Annotated in this window: 22 protein-coding genes; 19 read left to right on the forward strand and 3 right to left on the reverse strand. The window is 52.9% G+C overall.

The annotated features are described in order from the left end of the window. Positions 1-493 precede the first annotated feature (493 nt). From mraZ to mutT, 19 genes are all read left to right on the forward strand, one after another. Entirely contained in the window at positions 494-952 is a 459-nt protein-coding gene (gene mraZ, locus WC5_RS11475; protein WP_000488288.1) for a division/cell wall cluster transcriptional repressor MraZ, read from the forward strand. A gap of 1 nt (position 953) precedes the next feature. After that, complete coding sequence (gene rsmH / locus WC5_RS11470; RefSeq protein ID WP_000970479.1) at positions 954-1,895, forward strand: 16S rRNA (cytosine(1402)-N(4))-methyltransferase RsmH; 942 nt, start codon at positions 954-956, stop codon at positions 1,893-1,895. Then, a complete protein-coding gene (gene ftsL, locus WC5_RS11465) occupies positions 1,892-2,257 on the forward strand; it encodes a cell division protein FtsL (RefSeq protein WP_000625658.1) in 366 nt (121 codons plus the stop codon). Before rsmH ends, ftsL begins: the two co-directional genes overlap by 4 nt. 15 nt (positions 2,258-2,272) lie before the next feature. After that, positions 2,273-4,039, forward strand: a complete 1,767-nt coding sequence (ftsI, locus tag WC5_RS11460; RefSeq protein ID WP_000642204.1) for a peptidoglycan glycosyltransferase FtsI — start codon at positions 2,273-2,275, stop codon at positions 4,037-4,039. Next, positions 4,026-5,513 (forward strand): UDP-N-acetylmuramoyl-L-alanyl-D-glutamate--2,6-diaminopimelate ligase, encoded by a 1,488-nt coding sequence (gene murE / locus WC5_RS11455; protein ID WP_000785126.1) that lies wholly within the window; start codon positions 4,026-4,028, stop codon positions 5,511-5,513. The genes ftsI and murE overlap by 14 nt, the downstream gene beginning before the upstream one ends. After that, entirely contained in the window at positions 5,510-6,868 is a 1,359-nt protein-coding gene (gene murF, locus WC5_RS11450) for a UDP-N-acetylmuramoyl-tripeptide--D-alanyl-D-alanine ligase (protein WP_000626652.1), read from the forward strand. The genes murE and murF overlap by 4 nt, the downstream gene beginning before the upstream one ends. Next, on the forward strand, positions 6,862-7,944 hold the full coding sequence (gene mraY / locus WC5_RS11445; protein WP_000964122.1) for a phospho-N-acetylmuramoyl-pentapeptide-transferase: 1,083 nt from the start codon (positions 6,862-6,864) through the stop codon (positions 7,942-7,944). The genes murF and mraY overlap by 7 nt, the downstream gene beginning before the upstream one ends. Before the next feature lie 2 nt (positions 7,945-7,946). Continuing rightward, the gene (gene murD, locus WC5_RS11440) at positions 7,947-9,263 is read left to right on the forward strand and encodes a UDP-N-acetylmuramoyl-L-alanine--D-glutamate ligase (RefSeq protein ID WP_000796425.1); all 1,317 of its coding nucleotides are present in this window, start codon (positions 7,947-7,949) and stop codon (positions 9,261-9,263) included. Further along, the gene (ftsW, locus tag WC5_RS11435) at positions 9,263-10,507 is read left to right on the forward strand and encodes a cell division protein FtsW (RefSeq protein WP_010345404.1); all 1,245 of its coding nucleotides are present in this window, start codon (positions 9,263-9,265) and stop codon (positions 10,505-10,507) included. Before murD ends, ftsW begins: the two co-directional genes overlap by 1 nt. Continuing rightward, entirely contained in the window at positions 10,504-11,571 is a 1,068-nt protein-coding gene (gene murG / locus WC5_RS11430; RefSeq protein WP_000016579.1) for an undecaprenyldiphospho-muramoylpentapeptide beta-N-acetylglucosaminyltransferase, read from the forward strand. Before ftsW ends, murG begins: the two co-directional genes overlap by 4 nt. 53 nt (positions 11,572-11,624) lie before the next feature. Continuing rightward, on the forward strand, positions 11,625-13,100 hold the full coding sequence (murC, locus tag WC5_RS11425; protein WP_001096083.1) for a UDP-N-acetylmuramate--L-alanine ligase: 1,476 nt from the start codon (positions 11,625-11,627) through the stop codon (positions 13,098-13,100). Continuing rightward, complete coding sequence (gene ddlB / locus WC5_RS11420) at positions 13,093-14,013, forward strand: D-alanine--D-alanine ligase (protein ID WP_000130077.1); 921 nt, start codon at positions 13,093-13,095, stop codon at positions 14,011-14,013. The genes murC and ddlB overlap by 8 nt, the downstream gene beginning before the upstream one ends. Before the next feature lies 1 nt (position 14,014). Continuing rightward, positions 14,015-14,845, forward strand: coding sequence for a cell division protein FtsQ (gene ftsQ, locus WC5_RS11415; protein WP_000075731.1), 831 nt, complete (start codon positions 14,015-14,017; stop codon positions 14,843-14,845). After that, positions 14,842-16,104 carry a cell division protein FtsA gene (ftsA, locus tag WC5_RS11410; RefSeq protein ID WP_000588474.1) on the forward strand — a complete coding sequence of 421 codons (1,263 nt, stop codon included), beginning with the start codon at positions 14,842-14,844 and terminating at the stop codon, positions 16,102-16,104. The genes ftsQ and ftsA overlap by 4 nt, the downstream gene beginning before the upstream one ends. Before the next feature lie 60 nt (positions 16,105-16,164). Next, a complete protein-coding gene (gene ftsZ / locus WC5_RS11405) occupies positions 16,165-17,316 on the forward strand; it encodes a cell division protein FtsZ (protein ID WP_000462777.1) in 1,152 nt (383 codons plus the stop codon). Between the two features lie 100 nt (positions 17,317-17,416). Further along, entirely contained in the window at positions 17,417-18,334 is a 918-nt protein-coding gene (gene lpxC, locus WC5_RS11400; RefSeq protein ID WP_000595482.1) for a UDP-3-O-acyl-N-acetylglucosamine deacetylase, read from the forward strand. Between the two features lie 230 nt (positions 18,335-18,564). Beyond that, positions 18,565-19,077: a secA translation cis-regulator SecM gene (gene secM / locus WC5_RS11395; RefSeq protein WP_000014329.1), complete on the forward strand. Its 513-nt coding sequence runs from the start codon at positions 18,565-18,567 to the stop codon at positions 19,075-19,077. 61 nt (positions 19,078-19,138) lie between these two features. Next, complete coding sequence (secA, locus tag WC5_RS11390; protein WP_016231575.1) at positions 19,139-21,844, forward strand: preprotein translocase subunit SecA; 2,706 nt, start codon at positions 19,139-19,141, stop codon at positions 21,842-21,844. Between the two features lie 59 nt (positions 21,845-21,903). After that, positions 21,904-22,293, forward strand: a complete 390-nt coding sequence (gene mutT, locus WC5_RS11385; RefSeq protein ID WP_000736052.1) for an 8-oxo-dGTP diphosphatase MutT — start codon at positions 21,904-21,906, stop codon at positions 22,291-22,293. 98 nt (positions 22,294-22,391) lie between these two features. On the opposite strand, the gene yacG is transcribed toward mutT, so the two are convergent. The 3 genes from yacG to coaE are packed head-to-tail and all read right to left on the reverse strand — an operon-like array spanning position 22,392 to position 23,962. Beyond that, positions 22,392-22,589 (reverse strand): DNA gyrase inhibitor YacG, encoded by a 198-nt coding sequence (gene yacG / locus WC5_RS11380; protein WP_000005033.1) that lies wholly within the window; start codon positions 22,587-22,589, stop codon positions 22,392-22,394. 9 nt (positions 22,590-22,598) lie between these two features. Further along, a complete protein-coding gene (gene zapD, locus WC5_RS11375) occupies positions 22,599-23,342 on the reverse strand; it encodes a cell division protein ZapD (protein WP_001194741.1) in 744 nt (247 codons plus the stop codon). Beyond that, positions 23,342-23,962, reverse strand: a complete 621-nt coding sequence (coaE, locus tag WC5_RS11370) for a dephospho-CoA kinase (protein WP_001269534.1) — start codon at positions 23,960-23,962, stop codon at positions 23,342-23,344. The genes zapD and coaE overlap by 1 nt, the downstream gene beginning before the upstream one ends.

The following is a 23,962-nucleotide window of genomic DNA, read 5'->3' on the forward strand; positions in this document are numbered from 1 at the left end:
AAGACCTTCTAAATATCTCACCAATTAACTTCATTCGATGTGCTTAATGATAATTAAGTCGTAACGATGGATTGCAATTGCATTATTTTGTTACATGCAAATCGGCAATTGCCGATTAAACAAACACTTTTCTAATCTTTTACGCAAAGTCGCTGGCGTCAGGCATGGCGCGTGCGCAACAGGGACTGTTATCCGGGGGCGATATGTCCTAAAATGCCGCTCGCGTCGCAAACTGACACTTTATATTTTCATTAAGGAAAAAGAAGTCGTTTTTAAAACGGTAATGATGAGTGGGATTTTTTCTTACAACTATTCATAACGTTAATTTGCTTCGTTCGTTGGGCGATTTTTAAACAATGCAGATATTAGTCGTAAACATCGGGTTTTTTGCTTCGGTAAGGAATGTTCCTGGCTTGACAAGCTTTTCCTCCGCTCCGTAAACTCCTTTTAGTGGGAATTTGTGGGATAAAGTGGTAATTGGGAGAAGACTGGCATGTTCCGGGGAGCAACGTTAGTCAATCTCGACAGTAAAGGGCGCTTATCGGTGCCCACCCGTTATCGGGAAGAGCTGCTCGGGAACGCTGCCGGTCAAATGGTGTGTACCATTGACATTCATCACCCATGTCTGCTGCTTTACCCCCTTCCTGAATGGGAAATTATCGAGCAAAAATTATCGCGTCTGTCGAGCATGAACCCGGTTGAGCGCCGTGTGCAGCGCCTTCTGTTAGGTCATGCCAGCGAATGTCAGATGGATGGCGCAGGTCGATTGTTAATCGCGCCAGTACTGCGGCAACACGCCGGGCTGACAAAAGAAGTGATGTTGGTTGGACAGTTCAATAAGTTTGAGCTGTGGGATGAAACAACCTGGCATCAACAAGTCAGGGAAGATATCGACGCAGAACAGTTGGCTACCGAAAACTTATCGGAGCGGCTGCAGGACTTGTCTCTATAAAATGATGGAAAACTATAAACATACTACGGTGCTGTTGGATGAAGCCGTAAATGGCCTCAATATCCGTCCTGACGGTATCTACATTGATGGAACTTTTGGTCGCGGTGGTCACTCACGTCTGATCCTCTCGCAGCTTGGCGAAGAGGGGCGTTTGCTGGCGATCGATCGCGACCCGCAGGCTATTGCCGTTGCGAAGACTATTGATGATCCGCGCTTCTCCATCATACATGGACCTTTCTCCGCGCTGGGCGAATACGTCGCCGAGCGTGATCTTATCGGCAAGATTGATGGCATTCTCCTCGATCTTGGCGTCTCTTCACCGCAACTCGATGATGCTGAACGCGGTTTTTCCTTTATGCGCGATGGCCCGCTGGACATGCGTATGGATCCGACGCGCGGTCAATCCGCTGCTGAATGGCTACAAACTGCCGAAGAAGCCGATATCGCCTGGGTATTAAAAACGTATGGCGAGGAGCGTTTCGCTAAACGCATTGCGCGCGCCATTGTCGAGCGTAACCGTGAACAGCCGATGACCCGTACCAAAGAACTGGCGGAAGTCGTTGCTGCCGCAACGCCGGTGAAGGACAAATTCAAACATCCTGCGACCCGTACCTTCCAGGCGGTGCGCATCTGGGTAAACAGTGAACTGGAGGAGATAGAGCAGGCGCTAAAAAGCTCGCTCAACGTGTTGGCGCCAGGTGGGCGGCTTTCGATCATCAGTTTTCATTCGCTGGAAGACCGTATTGTGAAACGCTTTATGCGTGAAAACAGTCGTGGTCCGCAAGTTCCGGCAGGATTACCGATGACTGAAGAGCAGCTCAAAAAACTGGGTGGCCGTCAGTTGCGAGCATTAGGCAAGTTGATGCCGGGTGAAGAAGAGGTGGCAGAGAACCCTCGTGCCCGTAGTTCAGTTCTGCGTATTGCAGAGAGGACGAACGCATGATCAGCAGAGTGACAGAAGCTCTAAGCAAAGTTAAAGGATCGATGGGAAGCCACGAGCGCCATGCCTTGCCTGGCGTCATCGGTGACGATCTTTTGCGATTTGGGAAGCTGCCACTCTGCCTGTTCATTTGCATTATTTTGACGGCGGTGACTGTGGTGACCACAGCACACCATACCCGTTTGCTGACCGCTCAGCGCGAACAACTGGTGCTGGAGCGAGACGCTTTAGACATTGAATGGCGCAACCTGATTCTTGAAGAGAACGCGCTCGGCGACCATAGCCGGGTGGAAAGGATCGCTACGGAGAAGCTGCAAATGCAGCATGTCGATCCATCACAAGAAAATATCGTAGTGCAAAAATAAGGATAAACGCGACGCATGAAAGCAGCGGCGAAAACGCAGAAACCAAAACGTCAGGAAGAACATGCCAACTTTATCAGTTGGCGTTTTGCGTTGTTATGCGGCTGTATTTTACTGGCGCTGGCTTTTCTGCTCGGGCGCGTAGCGTGGTTACAGGTTATCTCCCCGGATATGTTGGTGAAAGAGGGCGACATGCGTTCTCTTCGCGTTCAACAAGTATCCACCTCACGCGGCATGATTACTGACCGCTCTGGTCGCCCATTAGCGGTAAGTGTGCCGGTAAAAGCGATCTGGGCTGACCCAAAAGAAGTGCATGACGCTGGCGGTATCAGCGTCGGTGACCGCTGGAAGGCGCTGGCTAACGCGCTTAACATTCCACTGGATCAGCTCTCAGCCCGCATTAACGCCAACCCGAAAGGACGCTTTATTTATCTGGCGCGTCAGGTAAACCCTGACATGGCGGACTACATCAAAAAACTGAAACTGCCGGGGATTCATCTGCGTGAAGAGTCTCGCCGTTACTATCCGTCCGGCGAAGTGACCGCTCACCTCATTGGCTTTACCAATGTCGATAGCCAGGGGATTGAGGGCGTCGAGAAGAGTTTCGATAAATGGCTTACCGGGCAGCCGGGTGAACGTATTGTGCGTAAAGACCGCTACGGTCGCGTAATTGAAGATATTTCTTCTACCGACAGCCAGGCGGCGCACAACCTTGCTCTGAGTATTGATGAACGCCTGCAGGCGCTGGTTTATCGCGAACTGAACAACGCGGTGGCCTTTAACAAGGCGGAATCCGGTAGTGCCGTGCTGGTGGATGTCAACACTGGCGAAGTGCTGGCGATGGCTAACAGCCCGTCTTATAACCCCAACAATCTGAGTGGCACGCCGAAAGAGGCGATGCGTAACCGTACCATCACCGACGTGTTTGAACCGGGTTCAACCGTCAAGCCGATGGTGGTGATGACCGCGTTGCAGCGCGGCGTGGTGCGAGAAAACTCAGTACTGAATACCGTTCCTTATCGAATTAACGGCCACGAAATCAAAGACGTGGCACGCTACAGCGAATTAACCCTGACCGGGGTATTACAGAAGTCGAGTAACGTCGGTGTTTCCAAGCTGGCGTTAGCGATGCCGTCCTCAGCGTTAGTAGATACTTACTCACGTTTTGGACTGGGAAAAGCGACCAATTTGGGGTTGGTCGGAGAACGCAGTGGCTTATATCCTCAAAAACAACGGTGGTCTGACATAGAGAGGGCCACCTTCTCTTTCGGCTACGGGCTAATGGTAACACCGTTACAGTTAGCGCGAGTCTACGCAACTATCGGCAGCTACGGCATTTATCGCCCGCTGTCGATTACCAAAGTTGACCCCCCGGTTCCCGGTGAACGAGTCTTCCCGGAATCCATTGTCCGCACCGTGGTGCATATGATGGAAAGCGTGGCGCTACCGGGCGGCGGCGGCGTGAAGGCGGCGATTAAAGGCTATCGTATCGCTATTAAAACCGGTACTGCGAAAAAGGTCGGGCCGGACGGTCGCTACATCAATAAATATATTGCTTATACCGCAGGCGTTGCGCCTGCGAGTCAGCCGCGCTTCGCGCTGGTTGTTGTTATCAACGATCCGCAGGCGGGTAAATACTACGGCGGCGCCGTTTCCGCGCCGGTCTTTGGTGCCATCATGGGCGGCGTATTGCGCACCATGAACATCGAGCCGGATGCGCTGACAACGGGTGATAAAAATGAATTTGTGATTAATCAAGGCGAGGGGACAGGTGGCAGATCGTAATTTGCGCGACCTTCTTGCTCCGTGGGTGCCAGACGCACCTTCGCGAGCACTGCGAGAGATGACACTCGACAGCCGTGTGGCTGCGGCGGGCGATCTCTTTGTAGCTGTAGTAGGTCATCAGGCGGACGGGCGTCGATATATCCCGCAGGCGATAGCGCAAGGTGTGGCTGCCATTATTGCAGAGGCGAAAGATGAGGCGACCGACGGTGAAATCCGTGAAATGCACGGCGTACCGGTCATCTATCTCAGCCAGCTCAATGAGCGTTTATCTGCACTGGCGGGCCGCTTTTACCATGAACCCTCTGACAATTTACGTCTCGTGGGCGTAACGGGCACCAACGGCAAAACCACGACTACCCAGCTTCTGGCGCAGTGGAGCCAACTGCTTGGCGAAACCAGCGCGGTAATGGGCACTGTTGGTAACGGCCTGCTGGGGAAAGTGATCCCGACAGAAAATACTACCGGTTCGGCAGTCGATGTTCAGCATGAGCTGGCGGGGCTGGTGGATCAGGGCGCGACGTTTTGCGCAATGGAAGTTTCCTCCCACGGGCTGGTACAGCACCGTGTGGCGGCATTGAAATTTGCGGCGTCGGTCTTTACCAACTTAAGCCGCGATCACCTTGATTATCATGGTGATATGGAACACTACGAAGCCGCGAAATGGCTGCTTTATTCTGAGCATCATTGCGGTCAGGCGATTATTAACGCCGACGATGAAGTGGGCCGCCGCTGGCTGGCAAAACTGCCGGACGCGGTTGCGGTGTCGATGGAAGACAATATCAATCCGAACTGTCACGGTCGTTGGCTGAAAGTGACCGATGTGAACTATCACGACAGCGGTGCGACTATCCGCTTCACCTCAAGCTGGGGCGATGGCGAAATAGAAAGTCGCCTGATGGGCGCTTTTAACGTCAGCAACCTGATGCTGGCGCTGGCGACACTGCTGGCGCTGGGTTATCCGCTGGCCGATCTGCTAAAAACCGCCGCACGTCTGCAACCGGTTTGCGGACGTATGGAAGTGTTCACTGCGCCAGGCAAACCGACGGTGGTGGTGGATTACGCGCATACGCCGGATGCACTGGAAAAAGCCTTACAGGCGGCGCGTCTGCACTGTGCGGGCAAGCTGTGGTGCGTCTTCGGCTGCGGCGGCGATCGTGATAAAGGCAAGCGTCCACTGATGGGCGCAATTGCCGAAGAGTTTGCTGACGTGGCGGTGGTGACGGACGATAACCCGCGTACCGAAGAACCGCGCGCCATCATCAACGATATTCTGGCGGGAATGTTAGACGCCGGACATGCCAAAGTGATGGAAGGCCGCGCTGAAGCGGTGACTTGCGCCGTTATGCAGGCTAAAGAGAATGATGTGGTGCTGGTCGCGGGCAAAGGCCATGAAGATTACCAGATTGTTGGCAACCAGCGTCTGGACTACTCCGATCGTGTCACGGTGGCGCGTCTGCTGGGGGTGATCGCATGATTAGCGTAACCCTTAGCCAACTGGCGAACATTCTCAACGGTGAACTGCAAGGGGCAGATATCACCCTTGATGCCGTAACGACTGACACCCGTAAACTGACGCCGGGCTGCCTGTTTGTTGCCCTGAAAGGCGAACGTTTCGATGCCCATGATTTTGCCGACCAGGCGAAAGCTGGCGGCGCGGGCGCGCTGCTGGTCAGCCGTCCACTGGATATCGAGCTGCCACAGTTAATCGTCAACGATACGCGTCTGGCGTTTGGCGAACTGGCTGCATGGGTTCGCCAGCAAGTTCCTGCTCGTGTGGTTGCCCTGACCGGTTCCTCCGGTAAAACCTCTGTGAAAGAGATGACGGCGGCGATTTTAAGCCAGTGCGGCAACACGCTTTATACGGCTGGCAACCTCAACAATGACATCGGCGTGCCGATGACGCTGCTGCGCTTAACGCCAGAATACGATTACGCAGTCATTGAACTTGGTGCGAACCATCAGGGCGAAATTGCCTGGACTGTGAGTCTGACCCGCCCGGAAGCCGCGCTGGTCAACAACCTGGCGGCGGCGCATCTGGAAGGCTTCGGTTCTTTGGCGGGCGTGGCAAAAGCGAAAGGCGAAATCTTTACCGGCCTGCCGGAAAACGGTATCGCCATTATGAATGCCGACAACAACGACTGGCTGAACTGGCAAAGCGTGATTGGCAATCGCAAAGTGTGGCGTTTCTCACCCAATGCCGCCAACAGTGATTTTACCGCCACCAATATTCATGTGACCTCGCACGGTACTGAATTTACACTGCAAACTCCAACGGGTAGCGTCGATGTCCTGCTGCCGCTGCCGGGGCGTCACAATATTGCGAATGCATTGGCTGCTGCGGCGCTCTCCATGTCCGTGGGCGCAACGCTTGATGCCATCAAAGCAGGGCTGGCAAATCTACAGGCTGTTCCTGGCCGTTTGTTCCCCATCCAACTGGCGGAAAACCAGTTGCTGCTCGACGACTCCTACAACGCTAACGTCGGCTCCATGACCGCCGCTGTTCAGGTTCTGGCTGAGATGCCGGGCTACCGTGTACTGGTCGTTGGCGATATGGCGGAACTGGGCGCTGAAAGCGAAGCCTGCCATGTACAGGTGGGCGAAGCGGCAAAAGCTGCCGGTATTGACCGCGTGTTAAGCGTGGGTAAACAAAGCCATGCTATCAGCACCGCCAGCGACGTTGGCGAACATTTTGCTGATAAAACTGCGTTAATTACGCGTCTTAAATCACTGATTGCTGAGCAACAGGTAATTACGATTTTAGTTAAGGGTTCACGTAGTGCTGCCATGGAAGAGGTAGTACGCGCTTTACAGGAGAATGGGACATGTTAGTTTGGCTGGCCGAACATTTGGTCAAATATTATTCCGGCTTTAACGTCTTTTCCTATCTGACGTTTCGCGCCATCGTCAGCCTGCTGACCGCGCTGTTCATCTCATTGTGGATGGGCCCGCGCATGATTGCTCATCTGCAAAAACTCTCCTTTGGTCAGGTGGTGCGTAACGATGGCCCGGAATCGCACTTCAGCAAGCGCGGTACGCCGACCATGGGCGGGATTATGATCCTGACAGCGATTGTGATCTCCGTACTGCTGTGGGCTTACCCGTCTAACCCGTATGTCTGGTGCGTACTGGTAGTGCTGGTCGGCTACGGCATCATTGGCTTCGTTGATGACTATCGCAAAGTCGTGCGTAAAGACACCAAAGGGTTGATCGCACGTTGGAAGTATTTCTGGATGTCGGTCATTGCGCTGGGTGTTGCTTTCGCTTTGTATCTTGCCGGGAAAGACACGCCAGCAACGCAACTGGTTGTACCGTTCTTTAAAGATGTGATGCCGCAGTTAGGTTTGTTCTACATCCTGCTGGCCTACTTCGTTATTGTCGGCACCGGTAACGCGGTAAACCTGACCGATGGTCTTGATGGCCTGGCGATTATGCCGACCGTATTTGTCGCCGGTGGTTTTGCGCTGGTGGCGTGGGCGACCGGCAACATGAACTTTGCCAGCTATTTACACATACCGTATCTGCGACACGCAGGGGAACTGGTCATTGTCTGCACCGCGATAGTCGGAGCAGGGCTGGGCTTCCTGTGGTTTAACACCTATCCGGCACAGGTCTTTATGGGCGATGTTGGTTCGCTGGCGTTAGGCGGCGCGTTGGGCATTATCGCCGTGCTGCTGCGTCAGGAATTCCTGCTGGTGATTATGGGCGGCGTGTTTGTCGTCGAAACCCTGTCGGTTATTTTGCAAGTCGGCTCCTTTAAACTGCGCGGGCAACGTATTTTCCGCATGGCGCCGATTCATCACCACTATGAACTGAAAGGCTGGCCGGAACCGCGCGTCATTGTACGTTTCTGGATTATTTCGCTGATGCTGGTCCTGATTGGTCTGGCAACGCTGAAGGTACGTTAATCATGGCTGATTACCTGGGTAAAAATGTCGTCATTATCGGCCTGGGCCTCACCGGGCTTTCTTGCGTGGACTTTTTCCTTGCTCGCGGCGTGACGCCGCGCGTAATGGATACGCGTATGACACCGCCAGGCCTGGATAAATTACCCGAAGCGGTGGAGCGCCATACTGGCGGTCTCAATGATGAATGGCTGATGGCGGCAGATCTGATTGTCGCCAGCCCCGGTATTGCGCTGGCGCATCCTTCCTTAAGCGCCGCTGCTGATGCCGGAATTGAAATTGTTGGCGATATCGAGCTGTTCTGCCGCGAAGCACAAGCGCCTGTCGTGGCGATCACCGGTTCTAACGGCAAAAGCACTGTCACCACCTTAGTGGGGGAAATGGCGAAAGCAGCAGGCGTTAACGTTGGCGTGGGTGGCAACATTGGTCTGCCAGCATTGATGCTGCTGGATGCTGAGTGCGAGCTGTATGTGCTGGAACTGTCAAGCTTCCAGCTGGAAACGACATCCAGCTTACAGGCGGTGGCGGCGACGATTCTGAACGTGACTGAAGATCATATGGATCGCTATCCATTTGGTTTACAGCAGTATCGTGCGGCAAAACTGCGTATTTACGAAAACGCAAAAGTTTGCGTGGTTAATGCCGATGATGCCTTAACGATGCCGATTCGCGGTGCGGATGAACGTTGCGTCAGCTTCGGCGTCAATATGGGTGACTATCACCTGAACCATCAGCAGGGTGAAACCTGGCTGCGGGTGAAAGGCGAGAAAGTGTTGAACGTGAAAGAGATGAAACTTTCCGGGCAGCATAACTACACCAATGCGCTGGCAGCACTGGCGCTGGCTGATGCCGCAGGTTTACCGCGTGCCAGCAGCCTGAAAGCGTTAACCACGTTTACCGGTCTGCCGCATCGCTTTGAAGTGGTGCTGGAGCATAACGGTGTGCGCTGGATTAACGATTCGAAAGCGACCAACGTCGGCAGTACCGAAGCGGCGCTGAATGGCCTGCACGTAGACGGCACGCTGCATTTGTTGCTGGGCGGCGATGGTAAATCGGCAGACTTCAGCCCACTGGCGCGCTATCTGAATGGCGATAACGTGCGTCTGTATTGTTTCGGTCGTGATGGCGCACAGTTGGCGGCGTTACGCCCGGAAGTGGCAGAGCAAACCGAAACTATGGAACAGGCGATGCGCTTGCTGGCTCCGCGTGTTCAGCCGGGAGATATGGTTCTGCTCTCCCCGGCATGTGCCAGCCTTGATCAGTTCAAGAACTTTGAACAACGAGGCAATGAGTTTGCCCGTCTGGCGAAGGAGTTAGGTTGATGCGTTTATCTCTCCCTCGCCTGAAAATGCCGCGCCTGCCAGGATTCAGTATCCTGGTCTGGATCTCCACGGCGCTAAAGGGCTGGGTGATGGGCTCGCGGGAAAAAGATACCGACAGCCTGATCATGTACGATCGCACCTTGCTGTGGCTGACCTTCGGCCTCGCGGCGATTGGCTTTATCATGGTGACCTCGGCGTCAATGCCCATAGGGCAACGCTTAACCAACGATCCGTTCTTCTTCGCGAAGCGTGATGGCGTCTATCTGATCCTGGCGTTCATTCTGGCGATCATTACGCTGCGTCTGCCGATGGAGTTCTGGCAACGCTACAGTGCTACGATGCTGCTCGGATCAATCATCCTGTTGATGATCGTGCTGGTGGTGGGTAGCTCGGTTAAAGGGGCATCGCGTTGGATCGATCTTGGCTTGCTGCGTATCCAGCCAGCTGAACTGACCAAGCTGTCGCTGTTTTGCTATATCGCCAACTATCTGGTGCGCAAAGGCGATGAAGTGCGTAACAACCTGCGCGGCTTCCTGAAACCGATGGGCGTGATTCTGGTGTTGGCCGTGTTGCTGCTGGCACAGCCTGACCTTGGTACGGTGGTGGTGTTGTTTGTGACTACGCTGGCGATGCTGTTCCTGGCTGGGGCGAAATTGTGGCAGTTCATCGCCATTATTGGCATGGGGATTTCAGCGGTTGTGTTGCTGATCCTCGCCGAACCGTACCGTATTCGTCGTGTTACCGCATTCTGGAACCCGTGGGAAGATCCTTTCGGCAGCGGCTATCAGCTGACGCAATCGCTGATGGCGTTTGGTCGCGGCGAACTGTGGGGACAAGGTTTAGGTAACTCGGTACAAAAACTGGAGTATCTGCCGGAAGCGCACACTGACTTTATTTTCGCCATTATCGGCGAAGAACTGGGGTATATCGGTGTGGTGCTGGCGCTTTTAATGGTATTCTTCGTCGCTTTTCGCGCGATGTCGATTGGTCGTAAAGCGTTAGAAATTGACCATCGTTTTTCCGGTTTTCTCGCCTGTTCAATTGGCATCTGGTTTAGTTTCCAGGCGCTGGTTAACGTCGGCGCTGCGGCGGGGATGTTACCGACCAAAGGTTTGACATTGCCGCTCATCAGTTACGGTGGTTCGAGCTTACTGATTATGTCGACAGCCATCATGATGCTGTTGCGTATTGATTATGAAACGCGTCTGGAGAAAGCGCAGGCGTTTGTACGAGGTTCACGATGAGTGGTCAAGGGAAGCGATTAATGGTGATGGCAGGCGGTACTGGCGGACATGTGTTCCCGGGGCTTGCGGTTGCGCATCATTTAATGACCCAGGGGTGGCAAGTTCGCTGGCTGGGTACTGCCGATCGTATGGAAGCGGACTTAGTGCCGAAGCACGGTATCGAGATCGACTTTATTCGTATCTCTGGTTTGCGCGGCAAGGGTATTAAAGCGTTACTCGCAGCCCCGTTGCGTATCTTTAACGCCTGGCGTCAGGCGCGGGCGATTATGAAAGCGTATAAACCTGACGTGGTGCTCGGTATGGGCGGCTACGTTTCAGGCCCAGGAGGTCTGGCAGCGTGGTCGTTAGGTATTCCGGTCGTACTTCATGAACAAAACGGTATTGCGGGCTTAACCAATAAATGGCTGGCGAAGATTGCGACCAAAGTGATGCAGGCGTTTCCAGGCGCTTTCCCTAATGCGGAAGTGGTGGGTAATCCTGTTCGTACCGATGTGCTGGCGCTGCCGTTGCCGCAGCAACGTCTGGCTGGACGTGAAGGTCCGGTTCGTGTGTTGGTAGTGGGTGGTTCTCAGGGCGCACGCATTCTTAACCAGACAATGCCGCTGGTTGCAGCAAAGCTGGGCGATTCAGTCACTATCTGGCATCAGAGTGGCAAAGGTTCGCAACAATCCGTTGAACAGGCGTATGCCGAAGCGGGGCAACCGCAGCATAAAGTGACGGAATTTATTGATGATATGGCAGCGGCGTATGCGTGGGCGGATGTCGTCGTTTGCCGCTCCGGTGCGTTGACGGTGAGTGAAATCGCTGCGGCGGGGTTACCAGCATTGTTTGTGCCGTTTCAGCATAAAGACCGCCAGCAATACTGGAATGCGTTACCGCTGGAAAAAGCGGGCGCAGCCAAAATTATCGAGCAGCCACAGCTTACCGTGGATGCTGTCGCCAACACCCTGGCCGGGTGGTCGCGAGAAACCTTATTAACCATGGCAGAACGCGCCCGTGCTGCATCCATACCGGATGCCACCGAGCGAGTGGCAAATGAAGTGAGCCGGGCTGCCCGGGCGTAATTGTGGCGATGCCTTTTGCATCGCATGAATTTGAGAAGTTAATGGCGTAAAGAATGAATACACAACAATTGGCAAAACTGCGTTACATCGTGCCCGAAATGCGTCGCGTTCGGCACATTCACTTTGTCGGCATCGGTGGTGCCGGTATGGGCGGTATTGCCGAAGTTCTGGCCAATGAAGGGTATCAGATCAGTGGTTCAGATTTAGCGCCAAATCCGGTCACGCAGCAGTTAATGAATCTGGGGGCGACGATTTACTTCAACCATCGCCCGGAAAACGTGCGCGACGCCAGCGTGGTCGTTGTTTCCAGTGCAATTTCTGCCGACAACCCTGAGATTGTTGCCGCTCATGAAGCGCGTATTCCGGTGATCCGTCGCGCGGAAATGCTGGCTGAGTTAATGCGTTTTCGTCATGGCATCGCCATTGCCGGAACGCATGGCAAAACGACAACCACCGCGATGGTTTCCAGCATCTATGCGGAAGCGGGTCTCGATCCAACTTTCGTTAACGGTGGGCTGGTAAAAGCGGCAGGTGTTCATGCGCGTTTAGGGCATGGTCGCTATTTGATTGCCGAAGCAGATGAGAGCGATGCATCGTTCCTGCATCTGCAACCCATGGTGGCGATTGTCACCAATATCGAAGCCGACCATATGGATACCTACCAGGGCGACTTTGAGAATTTAAAACAGACCTTTATTAATTTTCTGCACAACCTACCGTTTTACGGTCGTGCGGTAATGTGTGTTGACGATCCGGTGATCCGCGAATTGTTACCGCGCGTGGGGCGTCAGACCACGACTTACGGCTTCAGCGAAGATGCCGATGTGCGTGTAGAAGATTATCAGCAGATTGGCCCGCAGGGGCATTTTACGCTGCTGCGCCAGGACAAAGAGCCGATGCGCGTTACCCTGAACGCGCCTGGTCGTCATAATGCGCTGAACGCGGCGGCTGCGGTTGCGGTTGCTACGGAAGAGGGGATTGACGACGATGCTATTCTACGTGCGCTGGAGAGCTTCCAGGGAACCGGTCGTCGCTTCGATTTTCTCGGTGAGTTCCCGCTGGAGCCGGTCAACGGTAAAAGCGGTACAGCAATGCTGGTTGATGACTACGGTCACCATCCGACCGAAGTGGATGCCACCATAAAGGCGGCACGTGCAGGCTGGCCGGATAAAAACCTGGTAATGCTGTTTCAGCCGCATCGTTTTACCCGTACTCGCGACCTGTATGACGATTTCGCCAATGTACTGACTCAGGTTGATACCCTGTTGATGCTGGAAGTTTATCCGGCAGGTGAAGCACCGATTCCGGGAGCGGATAGCCGTTCACTGTGCCGCACGATTCGTGGACGTGGGAAAATTGATCCTATTCTGGTGCCAGATCCGGCGCAGGTAGCCGAGATGTTAGCACCAGTATTAACCGGTAACGACCTGATTCTCGTGCAGGGTGCGGGTAATATTGGAAAAATTGCCCGTTCTTTAGCTGAAATCAAACTGAAGCCGCAAACTCCGGAGGAAGAACAACATGACTGATAAAATCGCGGTTCTGTTGGGCGGGACCTCCGCAGAGCGGGAAGTTTCTCTGAATTCTGGCGCTGCTGTGTTAGCCGGGCTGCGCGAAGGCGGCGTCGATGCACATCCTGTTGACCCTAAAGAAGTTGACGTGACGCAACTGAAATCGATGGGATTTCAGAAAGTATTTATCGCTCTGCACGGGCGCGGCGGTGAAGACGGCACATTGCAGGGGATGCTTGAGCTGATGGGACTGCCTTATACCGGCAGCGGAGTGATGGCATCTGCGCTTTCAATGGATAAACTACGCAGCAAACTGCTGTGGCAAGGTGCTGGTTTACCGGTCGCTCCGTGGGTGGCGTTAACCCGCGCAGAGTTTGAAAAAGGCCTTAGCAATAAGGAGTTAGCCGAAATTTCTGCCCTGGGTTTACCATTAATCGTTAAGCCGAGCCGCGAAGGTTCCAGCGTGGGAATGTCAAAAGTAGTAGCAGAAAATGCTCTACAAGATGCATTAAGATTGGCATTTCAGCACGATGAAGAAGTATTGATTGAAAAATGGTTAAGTGGGCCGGAGTTCACGGTTGCGATACTCGGTGAAGAAATTTTACCGTCAATACGTATTCAACCCGCCGGAACCTTCTATGATTATGAGGCGAAGTATCTCTCTGATGAGACACAGTATTTCTGCCCCGCAGGTTTAGAAGCGGCACAAGAGGCCAATTTGCAGGCATTAGTGCTGAAAGCATGGACGACTTTAGGTTGTAAAGGATGGGGGCGTATTGACGTCATGCTGGACAGCGATGGACAGTTTTATCTGCTGGAAGCCAATACCTCTCCGGGTATGACCAGCCACAGTCTGGTGCCGATGGCGGCACGTCAGGCAGGCTTAAGCTTCTCGCAGTTGGTTGTACGAATTCTGGAACTGGCGGACTAATATGTCGCAGGCTGCTCTGAACACGCGAAACAGTGAAGAAGAAATTTCTTCTCACCGCAATAATGGAACGCGTCTGGCGGGGATACTTTTCCTGCTGACGGTTTTAACGACTGTGTTGGTGAGCGGCTGGGTCGTGTTGGGCTGGATGGAAGATGCGCAACGCCTGCCGCTCTCAAAGCTGGTGTTGACCGGTGAACGCCATTACACGCGTAATGACGATATCCGGCAGTCGATCCTGGCATTGGGTGAGCCGGGTACTTTTATGACTCAGGATGTCAACATCATCCAGACGCAAATTGAACAACGCCTGCCGTGGATTAAGCAGGTGAGCGTCAGAAAGCAGTGGCCTGATGAATTGAAGATTCATCTGGTTGAATATGTGCCGATTGCGCGGTGGAATGATCAACATATGGTAGACGCCGAAGGAAACACCTTCAGCGTGCCGCCAGATCGCACCAGCAAGCAGGTGCTCCCGATGTTGTATGGCCCGGAAGGCAGCGCCAATGAAGTGCTGCAGGGTTATCGCGAAATGGGGCAAATGCTGGCAAAGGACAGATTTACTCTGAAGGAAGCGGCAATGACCGCGCGGCGTTCCTGGCAGTTGACGCTGAATAACGATATTAAGCTCAACCTTGGCCGGGGCGATACGATGAAACGTTTGGCTCGCTTTGTAGAACTTTATCCGGTTTTACAGCAGCAGGCGCAAACCGATGGCAAACGGATTAGCTACGTTGATTTGCGTTATGACTCTGGAGCGGCAGTTGGCTGGGCGCCCTTGCCGCCGGAGGAATCTACTCAGCAACAAAATCAGGCACAGGCAGAACAACAATGATCAAGGCGACGGACAGAAAACTGGTAGTAGGACTGGAGATCGGCACCGCGAAGGTTGCCGCTTTAGTAGGGGAAGTTCTGCCCGACGGTATGGTCAATATCATTGGTGTGGGCAGCTGCCCGTCACGTGGTATGGATAAAGGCGGGGTTAACGACCTCGAATCTGTGGTCAAATGCGTACAACGCGCTATTGACCAGGCAGAATTGATGGCTGATTGCCAGATCTCTTCGGTATATCTGGCGCTTTCTGGTAAGCACATCAGCTGCCAGAATGAAATTGGTATGGTGCCCATTTCTGAAGAAGAAGTGACGCAAGAAGATGTGGAAAACGTCGTCCATACTGCGAAATCGGTGCGTGTGCGTGATGAGCATCGCGTGCTGCATGTGATCCCGCAAGAGTATGCCATTGACTATCAGGAAGGGATCAAAAATCCGGTAGGACTTTCGGGCGTGCGAATGCAGGCAAAAGTGCACCTGATCACATGTCACAACGATATGGCGAAAAACATCGTCAAAGCGGTTGAACGTTGTGGGCTGAAAGTTGACCAACTGATATTTGCCGGACTGGCATCAAGTTATTCGGTATTGACGGAAGACGAACGTGAATTGGGAGTCTGCGTCGTCGATATCGGTGGTGGTACAATGGATATCGCCGTTTATACCGGTGGGGCATTGCGCCACACCAAGGTAATTCCTTATGCTGGCAATGTGGTGACCAGCGACATTGCCTATGCCTTTGGCACGCCGCCAAGCGACGCCGAAGCGATTAAAGTTCGCCATGGCTGCGCGTTGGGTTCCATCGTCGGTAAAGATGAGAGCGTGGAAGTGCCGAGCGTAGGTGGGCGACCACCGCGTAGTCTGCAACGTCAGACGCTGGCGGAGGTGATTGAGCCACGGTATACCGAGTTGCTCAATCTGGTCAACGAAGAGATATTGCAGCTGCAGGAAAAGCTTCGCCAACAAGGCGTGAAACATCACCTGGCGGCGGGCATTGTATTAACCGGTGGCGCGGCGCAGATCGAAGGACTTGCCGCCTGCGCTCAGCGCGTGTTTCATACGCAGGTGCGTATTGGCGCGCCGCTGAATATCACCGGTTTAACTGATTATGCTCAGGAGCCGTATTACTCGACGGCTGTGGGATTGCTTCACTACGGGAAAGAGTCACATCTTAACGGTGAAGCGGAAGTAGAAAAACGTGTTACAGCATCAGTTGGCTCGTGGATCAAGCGACTCAATAGTTGGCTGCGAAAAGAGTTTTAATTTTTATGAGGTCGACGGTGATTACGGCCTCAGGCGACAGGCACATATCGGAGAGAAACTATGTTTGAACCAATGGAACTTACCAACGACGCGGTGATTAAAGTCATCGGCGTCGGCGGCGGCGGCGGTAATGCTGTTGAGCACATGGTGCGTGAGCGCATTGAAGGTGTTGAATTTTTCGCGGTAAATACCGATGCACAGGCGCTGCGTAAAACGGCGGTTGGGCAGACGATTCAGATCGGTAGTGGTATCACCAAAGGACTGGGAGCTGGCGCTAATCCAGAAGTTGGCCGTAATGCGGCTGATGAGGATCGCGATGCACTGCGTGCGGCGCTGGAAGGTGCAGACATGGTATTTATTGCAGCAGGTATGGGTGGTGGTACTGGTACAGGTGCTGCGCCGGTCGTTGCTGAAGTGGCAAAAGATTTGGGTATCCTGACCGTTGCTGTCGTGACTAAGCCTTTCAACTTTGAAGGCAAGAAGCGTATGGCCTTCGCGGAGCAGGGGATCACTGAATTGTCCAAGCATGTGGACTCATTGATCACCATCCCGAACGACAAACTGCTGAAAGTGCTGGGGCGCGGTATTTCCCTGCTTGATGCGTTTGGCGCCGCGAACGATGTGCTGAAAGGCGCAGTTCAGGGTATCGCCGAACTGATTACTCGTCCGGGTCTGATGAACGTGGACTTTGCAGACGTACGTACCGTGATGTCTGAAATGGGCTACGCAATGATGGGTTCTGGCGTGGCGAGCGGTGAAGATCGTGCGGAAGAAGCGGCTGAAATGGCTATCTCTTCTCCGCTGCTGGAAGATATCGACCTGTCTGGTGCGCGTGGCGTGCTGGTTAACATCACGGCGGGCTTCGACCTGCGTCTGGATGAGTTCGAAACCGTAGGTAACACCATCCGTGCATTTGCTTCGGATAACGCAACCGTGGTTATCGGTACTTCTCTTGACCCGGATATGAACGACGAACTGCGTGTAACCGTGGTTGCAACAGGTATCGGCATGGACAAACGTCCTGAAATCACTCTGGTGACCAATAAACAAGTTCAGCAGCCAGTGATGGATCGTTACCAGCAGCATGGTATGGCACCGCTGACGCAAGAGCAGAAACCGGTAGCTAAAGTGGTGAACGACAATACGCCGCAAACCGCGAAAGAGCCGGATTATCTGGATATCCCTGCTTTCCTGCGTAAGCAAGCTGACTAAGATTAAGCTGGAATTTGGGTTACCAGGCTCTTTGTGCTAAACTGGCCTGCCGAATGTATAGTACACTTCGGTTGGATAGGTAATTTGGCGAGATAATACGATGATCAAACAAAGGACACTTAAACGTATCGTTCAGGCGACGGGTGTCGGTTTACATACCGGCAAGAAAGTCACTCTGACGTTACGCCCTGCGCCGGCCAACACCGGGGTCATCTATCGTCGCACCGACTTGAATCCACCGGTAGATTTTCCGGCCGATGCCAAATCTGTGCGTGATACCATGCTCTGTACGTGTCTGGTCAACGAGCATGATGTACGGATTTCAACCGTTGAGCACCTGAATGCTGCGCTCGCGGGCTTAGGCATCGATAACATCGTTATCGAAGTTAACGCACCGGAAATCCCGATCATGGACGGTAGTGCCGCTCCGTTTGTTTACCTGCTGCTTGATGCTGGTATCGACGAGCTGAACTGCGCCAAGAAATTTGTTCGCATCAAAGAGACTGTTCGTGTCGAAGATGGCGATAAGTGGGCTGAATTTAAGCCGTACAATGGTTTTTCGCTGGATTTCACCATCGATTTCAACCATCCGGCTATCGATTCCAGCAATCAACGTTATGCGATGAACTTCTCTGCTGATGCATTTATGCGCCAGATCAGCCGTGCGCGTACGTTCGGTTTCATGCGTGATATCGAATACCTGCAGTCTCGTGGTTTGTGCCTGGGCGGCAGTTTCGATTGTGCCATCGTTGTTGACGATTATCGCGTACTGAACGAAGACGGCCTGCGTTTTGAAGACGAATTTGTGCGTCACAAAATGCTCGACGCGATCGGTGACTTGTTCATGTGCGGTCACAACATTATTGGTGCATTTACCGCTTATAAATCCGGTCATGCACTGAATAACAAATTGTTGCAGGCTGTCCTGGCAAAACAGGAAGCCTGGGAATATGTGACCTTCCAGGACGACGCAGAACTGCCGTTGGCCTTCAAAGCGCCTTCAGCAGTACTGGCATAACGACATTTATACTGTCGTATAAAATTCGACTGGCAAATCTGGCACTCTCTCCGGCCAGGTGAACCAGTCGTTTTTTTTTGAATTTTATAAGAGCGATAAGAAACGGTGCGAACGCTGTTTTCTTAAGCACTTTTACGCACAACTCATCTTCATTCCTGCTGTGGACTTCGGGCTTTAATGATAAGATTTGTGCGCTAAATACGTTTGAATACGATCGGGATGGCAATAACGTGAGTGGAATACTGACGCGCTGGCGACAGTTTGGTAAACGCTACTTCTGGCCGCATCTCTTATTAGGGATGGTCGCGGCGAGTTTAGGTTTGCCTGCGCTCAGCAATGCCGCCGAGCCGAACGCGCCCGCAAAAGCGACAACTCGCAACCACGAGCCTTCCGTCAAAGTTAACTTTAGTCAGTTGGCCTTGCTGGAAGCGAACACGCGCCGCCCGAACTCAAACTATTCCGTTGATTACTGGCATCAGCACGCAATTCGCACGGTAATCCGTCATCTTTCCTTCGCAATGGCGCCGCAAACGCTGCCCGTTGCCGAAGAATCTTTGCCTCTTCAGGCGCAACATCTTGCTTTACTGGATACGCTCAGCGCGCTGCTGACTCAGGAAGGCACGCCGTCTGAAAATGATTATCGCATTGATTATGCGCATTTTACCCCGCAAACAACATTTAGCACGCCCGTCTGGATAAGCCTGGCGCAAGGCATCCGTGCAGGCCCTCAACGCTTCAGCTAACAACAATAAACCTTTACTTCATTTTATTAACTCCGCAACGCGGGGCGTTTGAGATTTTATTATGCTAATCAAATTATTAACTAAAGTTTTCGGTAGTCGTAACGATCGTACCCTGCGCCGGATGCGCAAAGTCGTCAATGTCATCAATGCCATGGAACCGGAGATGGAAAAACTCTCCGACGAAGAGTTGAAGGGAAAAACCGCAGAGTTTCGCGCGCGCCTGGAAAAAGGCGAAGTGCTGGAAAATCTGATCCCGGAAGCCTTCGCAGTCGTGCGTGAAGCAAGTAAGCGCGTCTTTGGTATGCGTCACTTCGATGTACAGTTGCTCGGCGGTATGGTTCTTAATGAACGTTGCATCGCGGAAATGCGTACTGGTGAAGGTAAAACCCTGACCGCAACGCTGCCTGCTTACCTGAACGCACTAACCGGTAAAGGCGTGCATGTAGTTACCGTCAACGACTACCTGGCGCAACGTGACGCCGAAAACAACCGTCCGCTGTTTGAATTCCTTGGCCTGACTGTCGGTATCAACCTGCCGGGCATGCCAGCACCGGCAAAGCGCGAAGCTTACGCAGCTGACATCACTTACGGTACGAACAACGAATACGGCTTTGACTACCTGCGCGACAACATGGCGTTCAGCCCTGAAGAACGTGTACAGCGTAAACTGCACTATGCGCTGGTGGATGAAGTGGACTCCATCCTGATCGATGAAGCGCGTACACCGCTGATCATTTCCGGCCCGGCAGAAGACAGCTCGGAAATGTATAAGCGAGTGAACAAAATCATTCCGCACCTGATCCGTCAGGAAAAAGAAGACTCCGAAACCTTCCAGGGCGAAGGCCACTTCTCGGTTGATGAAAAATCTCGCCAGGTGAACCTGACCGAACGTGGTTTGGTACTGATTGAAGAACTGCTGGTGAAAGAAGGCATCATGGCGGAAGGTGAGTCACTGTACTCTCCGGCCAACATCATGCTGATGCACCACGTAACGGCGGCGCTGCGCGCTCATGCACTGTTTACCCGCGACGTCGATTACATCGTTAAAGATGGCGAAGTTATCATCGTTGACGAACACACCGGTCGTACCATGCAGGGGCGTCGCTGGTCCGATGGTCTGCACCAGGCTGTTGAAGCCAAAGAAGGTGTGCAGATCCAGAACGAAAACCAGACGCTGGCTTCTATCACCTTCCAGAACTACTTCCGCCTGTATGAAAAACTGGCGGGGATGACCGGTACTGCTGATACCGAAGCATTCGAATTCAGCTCAATTTACAAGCTGGATACCGTAGTCGTTCCGACTAACCGTCCGATGATTCGTAAAGATCTGCCAGACCTGGTCTACATGACCGAAGCAGAAAAAATTCAGGCAATTATCGAAGATATCAAAGAACGTACCGCGAAAGGCCAGCCGGTGCTGGTGGGGACTATTTCCATTGAAAAATCGGAGCTGGTGTCAAACGAGCTGACTAAAGCCGGTATCAAACATAACGTCCTGAACGCCAAATTCCACGCCAACGAGGCGGCGATTGTTGCTCAGGCAGGTTATCCGGCTGCGGTGACTATCGCGACCAACATGGCGGGTCGAGGTACTGACATTGTGCTCGGTGGTAGCTGGCAGGCAGAAGTTGCCGCGCTGGAAAACCCGACCGCAGAGCAAATTGAAAAAATCAAAGCCGACTGGCAGGTGCGTCACGACGCAGTACTGGCGGCAGGTGGTCTGCATATCATCGGCACCGAACGTCACGAATCTCGTCGTATCGATAACCAGCTGCGCGGTCGTTCTGGTCGTCAGGGGGATGCCGGTTCTTCCCGTTTCTACCTGTCGATGGAAGATGCGCTGATGCGTATTTTCGCCTCTGATCGCGTTTCCGGCATGATGCGTAAACTCGGGATGAAACCAGGCGAAGCCATTGAGCACCCGTGGGTGACCAAAGCGATTGCTAACGCCCAGCGTAAAGTTGAAAGCCGTAACTTCGATATTCGTAAGCAACTGCTGGAATATGATGACGTGGCTAACGACCAGCGTCGCGCCATTTACTCCCAGCGTAACGAACTGCTGGATGTCAGCGATGTGAGCGAAACCATCAACAGCATTCGTGAAGATGTGTTCAAAGCGACCATCGATGCTTACATTCCGCCACAGTCACTGGAAGAAATGTGGGATATTCCGGGTCTGCAGGAACGTCTGAAAAACGATTTCAACCTCGATTTGCCGATTGCCGAGTGGCTGGACAAAGAGCCTGAACTGCATGAAGAGACGCTGCGTGAACGTATTCTGACGCAATCCATTGAAGTGTATCAGCGTAAAGAAGAAGTGGTTGGCGCTGAGATGATGCGTCACTTCGAGAAAGGCGTGATGTTGCAAACGCTCGACTCCCTGTGGAAAGAGCACTTGGCGGCGATGGATTATCTGCGTCAGGGTATCCACCTGCGTGGCTATGCGCAGAAAGATCCGAAGCAGGAATACAAACGTGAATCGTTCTCCATGTTTGCAGCGATGCTGGAATCGCTGAAATATGAAGTTATCAGCACGCTGAGCAAAGTCCAGGTGCGTATGCCGGAAGAAGTTGAAGAGCTGGAACAACAGCGTCGTATGGAAGCCGAGCGTTTAGCGCAAATGCAGCAGCTTAGCCATCAGGATGACGACTCTGCAGCCGCAGCTGCGCTGGCGGCGCAAACTGGCGAGCGCAAAGTAGGACGTAACGATCCTTGCCCGTGCGGTTCTGGTAAAAAATATAAGCAGTGCCATGGTCGCCTGCAATAAAAGCTAACAGTTGACATAAAAGGCGCAGGATTCTGCGCCTTTTTTATAGGTTTAAGACAATGAAAAAGCTGCAAATTGCGGTGGGTATCATTCGCAATAAAAACAACGAAATTTTTATTACTCGTCGTGCCGCAGATGCGCACATGGCGAATAAGCTGGAGTTTCCTGGCGGTAAAATTGAAATGGGCGAAACACCGGAACAAGCGGTGGTGCGTGAACTTCAGGAAGAAGTCGGGATTACCCCACAACATTTTTCGCTATTTGAAAAACTGGAATATGAATTCCCGGACAGGCATATCACTCTGTGGTTCTGGCTGGTCGAAGGTTGGGAAGGGGAGCCGTGGGGTAAAGAAGGGCAACCCGGTGAGTGGATGTCGCTAGTCGGTCTTAATGCCGATGATTTTCCTCCAGCCAATGAACCGGTAATTGCGAAGCTTAAGCGTCTGTAGGTCGGATAAGGCGTCACGCCGCATCCGACATTTGCACAAGATGCCTGATGCGACGCTGGCGCGTCTTATCAGGCCTACGTGCGGCATCAGACAAAATGTTACTGCTTTGGCTCTTCGCTCCAGTCATCACTCTCAGAAAGATCGCCGCTGCTGGGGATTCGTTTTTCTTCAGCAGCCCATTCTCCGAGGTCGATCAACTGACAACGTTTGCAACAAAATGGCCGAAACGGGCTGATTTCACCCCACACCACAGTTTTCCCGCAGGTTGGGCAATTCACCGTAATAGTTTCTGACATCGTAACTCCTTAGCAGCAAGCCAGTTCAAAATCCAGGCGCTCTGGCACCAGACCATTTTCACTGTCCAGCGGCATAAAACGAATCGCAAAACGGCTTTTATGACCGGAAATTTGCGGATAAAGCTGTGAATCAAGCGCCAGATTCAGCCGCAGCAGATCAGCGTCTTCGCCATTATCCTGATAAAAACCGTTCAGGCTGGTTTGTTTACGAAAAGGAGCCGACTGGCGAATCAGATCCAGCACCATGGTAAGTGCCTGGGTGAGCGGGTCCAGGCTGGCAATCCAGGTTTCTACCTGGCTGTCACGCTGTGACTGGGGTAAATGTAGCCAAATATGCAAAGTGGGCAAATCAAAGCTACAACAGCCGCCAGGTATGCTCAGACGCTGACGCACTAAGGCAATCAGCCTGTCTTCACGCAGAAATTGCCCGATACGCGGCGCAGAAATCAACACGCTACCCGCTGCTTTTAACTGCTGAATTAATGCTTCAATACGGCTCTGATCAACGCCTGGCACGCCAATCCAGGTCTGGAGTTTACGTTGCTGGCGGTCAAGCTCTTTCAATAGCTCAGTGCGCACTTCTCCGCGCTCGAAAACATCCAGCAATTCACTGACATTACGGAAGAAATGCAGAGCGCCAGCGTAGTCAACGATGGGTAAATTTACGGTGAGTTGTTGAATTAAAAACTCAATGCGCAGCCATGTACGCATTTTTTCATTTAGTGGATGTTCAAAAAGGACCTGGGTCTGCATTACGGTTTTTCCTGTGAGACAAACTGCGACGCAAGCTGCAAATAGTGTGCGTGCAGGCGGGCAACATCCGATGCAATAGCATCCGGTGCGCCGTTATTATCAATGACGTCATCTGCCACGGCAAGACGGGCTTCGCGCGTTGCCTGGGCAGCAAGAATTTGTTCGACATGCTCGCGAGTAACATCATCGCGCTGCATGGTACGCTTAAGTTGCGTTTCTGGGCTGACATCCACCACCAGCACACGATTCGCTTTTTTATACAGTGAGTTTTCTACCAGCAATGGCACAACCCACAGTATATAGGGGGAAGTTGCCTGCTGGATCTGACGTTGCGTCTCCTGCTGAATCAGCGGATGCAGCAGGGCGTTAAGCCAGTTTTTCTCTTCCGGGTTGGCGAAGATCCGCTCGCGCAAGACCCGGCGCTGCAATGAGCCATCAGCAGCAATCATGTCAGCGCCAAAGTGTTCAGCAATGGCACGTAGTGCAGGTGCACCTGGTTCAACCACTTGACGCGCAATAATATCGGCATCAATGACGTTAATTCCGAGGTCTGCAAACGCATTTGCAACGGTACTCTTGCCACTGCCAATGCCTCCCGTTAAGGCAACTATATACCTCAT

This window comes from Escherichia sp. KTE114, from assembly GCF_000407765.1.
In the GTDB taxonomy this organism is placed as follows: Bacteria; Pseudomonadota; Gammaproteobacteria; order Enterobacterales; family Enterobacteriaceae; genus Escherichia; species Escherichia ruysiae.

Coding starts and splice junctions, on each gene's coding strand:
- rsmH (WP_000970479.1), top strand. CDS start 954: ATGATGGAAAACTATAAACATACTACGGTGCTGTTGGATGAAGCCGTA.
- secA (WP_016231575.1), top strand. CDS start 19,139: ATGCTAATCAAATTATTAACTAAAGTTTTCGGTAGTCGTAACGATCGT.
- murG (WP_000016579.1), top strand. CDS start 10,504: ATGAGTGGTCAAGGGAAGCGATTAATGGTGATGGCAGGCGGTACTGGC.
- murC (WP_001096083.1), top strand. CDS start 11,625: ATGAATACACAACAATTGGCAAAACTGCGTTACATCGTGCCCGAAATG.
- ftsA (WP_000588474.1), top strand. CDS start 14,842: ATGATCAAGGCGACGGACAGAAAACTGGTAGTAGGACTGGAGATCGGC.
- coaE (WP_001269534.1), bottom strand. CDS start 23,962: ATGAGGTATATAGTTGCCTTAACGGGAGGCATTGGCAGTGGCAAGAGT.
- lpxC (WP_000595482.1), top strand. CDS start 17,417: ATGATCAAACAAAGGACACTTAAACGTATCGTTCAGGCGACGGGTGTC.
- zapD (WP_001194741.1), bottom strand. CDS start 23,342: ATGCAGACCCAGGTCCTTTTTGAACATCCACTAAATGAAAAAATGCGT.
- ftsI (WP_000642204.1), top strand. CDS start 2,273: ATGAAAGCAGCGGCGAAAACGCAGAAACCAAAACGTCAGGAAGAACAT.
- ddlB (WP_000130077.1), top strand. CDS start 13,093: ATGACTGATAAAATCGCGGTTCTGTTGGGCGGGACCTCCGCAGAGCGG.
- murD (WP_000796425.1), top strand. CDS start 7,947: ATGGCTGATTACCTGGGTAAAAATGTCGTCATTATCGGCCTGGGCCTC.
- ftsL (WP_000625658.1), top strand. CDS start 1,892: ATGATCAGCAGAGTGACAGAAGCTCTAAGCAAAGTTAAAGGATCGATG.
- murF (WP_000626652.1), top strand. CDS start 5,510: ATGATTAGCGTAACCCTTAGCCAACTGGCGAACATTCTCAACGGTGAA.
- ftsQ (WP_000075731.1), top strand. CDS start 14,015: ATGTCGCAGGCTGCTCTGAACACGCGAAACAGTGAAGAAGAAATTTCT.
- ftsZ (WP_000462777.1), top strand. CDS start 16,165: ATGTTTGAACCAATGGAACTTACCAACGACGCGGTGATTAAAGTCATC.
- ftsW (WP_010345404.1), top strand. CDS start 9,263: ATGCGTTTATCTCTCCCTCGCCTGAAAATGCCGCGCCTGCCAGGATTC.
- mraZ (WP_000488288.1), top strand. CDS start 494: ATGTTCCGGGGAGCAACGTTAGTCAATCTCGACAGTAAAGGGCGCTTA.
- mutT (WP_000736052.1), top strand. CDS start 21,904: ATGAAAAAGCTGCAAATTGCGGTGGGTATCATTCGCAATAAAAACAAC.
- yacG (WP_000005033.1), bottom strand. CDS start 22,589: ATGTCAGAAACTATTACGGTGAATTGCCCAACCTGCGGGAAAACTGTG.
- mraY (WP_000964122.1), top strand. CDS start 6,862: ATGTTAGTTTGGCTGGCCGAACATTTGGTCAAATATTATTCCGGCTTT.